This window comes from Streptomyces sp. a15 (assembly GCF_059026085.1).
Genome location: NZ_JBWLKM010000202.1, coordinates 1 through 2482 on the forward strand (window position 1 = coordinate 1; position 2482 = coordinate 2482).

Sequence of the window (2482 nt, forward strand, 5' to 3'; positions counted from 1 at the left end):
CAAGGCCAAGGACCGCACCGCCAACCACCAGCGGGCCGTGGACAAGGTCGCCCAGCTGCACGGCAAGGTACGGCGTCAGCGGCTCGACCACGCCCACAAGACCGCCCTCGGCCTGGTCCGCGCGCACGATTTCATCGCGCACGAAGACCTCAAGATCCGCAACATGAGCAAGGCCCCCACGCCGAAACCCGACCCGGACCAGCCGGGCGCCTTCCTGCCCAACGGGGCCGCCGCCAAAGCCGGGCTCAACAAGTCGATCAACGATGCCGGTTGGGGGGTGTTCCTGACGATCCTGCACGCCAAGGCTGAAAGCGCCGGACGGGAAGTGATCGCCGTGGACCCCCGCAACACCTCCCGCACCTGCCCCGAATGCGGGCACACCGCCAAGGAGAACCGGCCCACACAGGAAAAGTTCCACTGCGTCGCATGCGGCCACACCGCCCACGCCGACACAGTGGCAGCCACCAACGTTCTACGGGCCGGGCTGGTCCGTCGCGACGCCAACCCAGCGTAACGAGAAGCCCCCGGCTTCAGCCGGGGGAGGAGTCAGTACGCCCAGCATGGGCGACAGCTTAAGGGTGAAAGTCCCGAAGAGGAGAGGTTAGACTAACTCGATAGCCAAGGGCAAGGGCGTCGCCGCGAGGCGGGGTCCGGAGGAAGCCGGAGGCAAAACCGGGCACTGAGGTACACGAACCGTATTTAGGCGGGGCGGACTGGGTAAGTCGGCTGACTACGACGAATCCCGCTCTCACCAAGAAGGCCGCAACGTAGATACGGCAGGCGTCCGGGGAAAGTTGTCGTTCTTATCTGGGGAGGTCTGTCCGGGTGTCACTTGTAAGGGTGCGACGGCCCCGATCGTGACGGCCCAGTCTCGAAAGGGACTGGACTTACTGGGCAGAAGTCAGCAGAGGTCATAGTACCGAGGTGGGTAGGCAGTAGGCCGACAAGGACTCGGGAAGGACCGAACGTTTAGTGGGTTGGAGGAAGGGTGTCTGCTCGCTCAGGTCACGATGACCGCTGTAAGCCTGCTTCGGCAGATCCCCAGGCAGAGGCTCCGGTGCATACGGCTGCTCTGCCTGAGGAGCGCAGTGACCAGACGGCGCACCACCGGACCGACGATCACCGCGAACCGTCCCTTTGGGAGACGGTGTTCTCGAAAGAGAACCTGCTCGCGGCGCTTAGGCGCGTCGAAGCGAACCGGGGTGCCCCCGGTATTGACGGGATGACCACGGAGGAATTGCGGCCGTGGATCGCCCAGAATTGGCCCAAAGTATGGGCTGAGCTTGACGCGGGGACATATAGACCTGCTCCCGTTCGTCGGGTGACCATCCCCAAGCCGAACGGCGGGGAGCGGATGCTAGGTGTCCCGCGGGTGCTGGATCGCCTGATCCAGCAGGCTATTTCGCAGGTCCTCGTGCCCGTATTCGACCCTCATTTCTCGGGGGCGTCGTTTGGGTTCCGGCCGGGGCGCTCGGCACACCAAGCCGTAAGGGTTGGTCGCCGCGCTGTCCAAGATGGGAACCGCTGGGCCGTGGACCTGGATCTGGATAAGTTCTTCGACCGTGTGAATCACGATGCGCTGATGGCGCGTGTGGCTCGCCGGGTGGGGGACAAGAAGGTCCTGAAGTTGATTCGCCGATACCTGGAGGCCGGAATCATGGCCGATGGGGTGGTCGTGGCCTCGGAGGAAGGGACGCCACAGGGCTCCCCGCTCTCTCCGCTGCTATCCAACATCATGTTGGACGACCTGGACCGCGAACTCTTCGAGCGTGGACACCGGTTCGTGCGGTACGCGGACGATGTGATGATCTTCGTCCGGTCCAAGCGAGCGGCGGAACGGACCCTCGCCTCGGTCACGGGTTTCATCGAGAAGACCCTCAAGCTGAAGGTGAACAAGGAGAAGTCCAAGGCGTGCCCCATCTGGTGGACGTCTCTCCTGGGGTTCAGCTACTACCTCACCAAGGGGCAGGTGAAGATCCGGGTGGACCGTAAGGCCGTTAAGCGGCTGAAGGTCACGGTCCGGCGCATCACCTCCCGGACATGGGGTGTGTCGATGGCCCACCGACTGGACAAGCTCAACCGCTTCTCGGTCGGATGGGTCGCCTACTTCGGCCTCGCGGACTCCCCGAAGGTGTTCGACGAGATCGACATGTGGACCCGTCGCAGGCTACGTCAGGCCCAATGGCGACAGTGGAAGACAGCCCGAAATCGGGCGACGAACCTCCGAAACCTCGGTATCGAGGAGAAGATGCTCGGGAGCCAGGGACTCGGGGGAACGCGACACTGGAGAACATCCAAGATCGCCCCACTGGAGCTGGGACTGAACAGGGCCTACTGGGAGGCCCGGGGATACAAGCCCTTCAAGGGCTCTTGGTCCCGTCAGAGACCCGCCTGAGATCAGCTAGACGAACCGCCGGATGCGAGGCCCGCATGTCCGGTGGTGTGGGGGGAGGGTCGGGCAAACCGGCCCTCCTACCCGATC

At 64.0% G+C, this 2482-nt stretch carries 2 protein-coding genes; both read left to right on the plus strand.

The annotated features are described in order from the left end of the window. Positions 1 to 514: RNA-guided endonuclease InsQ/TnpB family protein (locus AC5P09_RS51585; RefSeq protein ID WP_493880574.1), on the plus strand; the 514-nt coding region annotated here is incomplete at its 5' end. Positions 515 to 1147: 633 nt separating this feature from the next. Beyond that, positions 1148 to 2395, plus strand: coding sequence for a group II intron reverse transcriptase/maturase (ltrA, locus tag AC5P09_RS51590; protein ID WP_493880575.1), 1248 nt, complete (start codon positions 1148 to 1150; stop codon positions 2393 to 2395). Positions 2396 to 2482 lie beyond the last annotated feature (87 nt).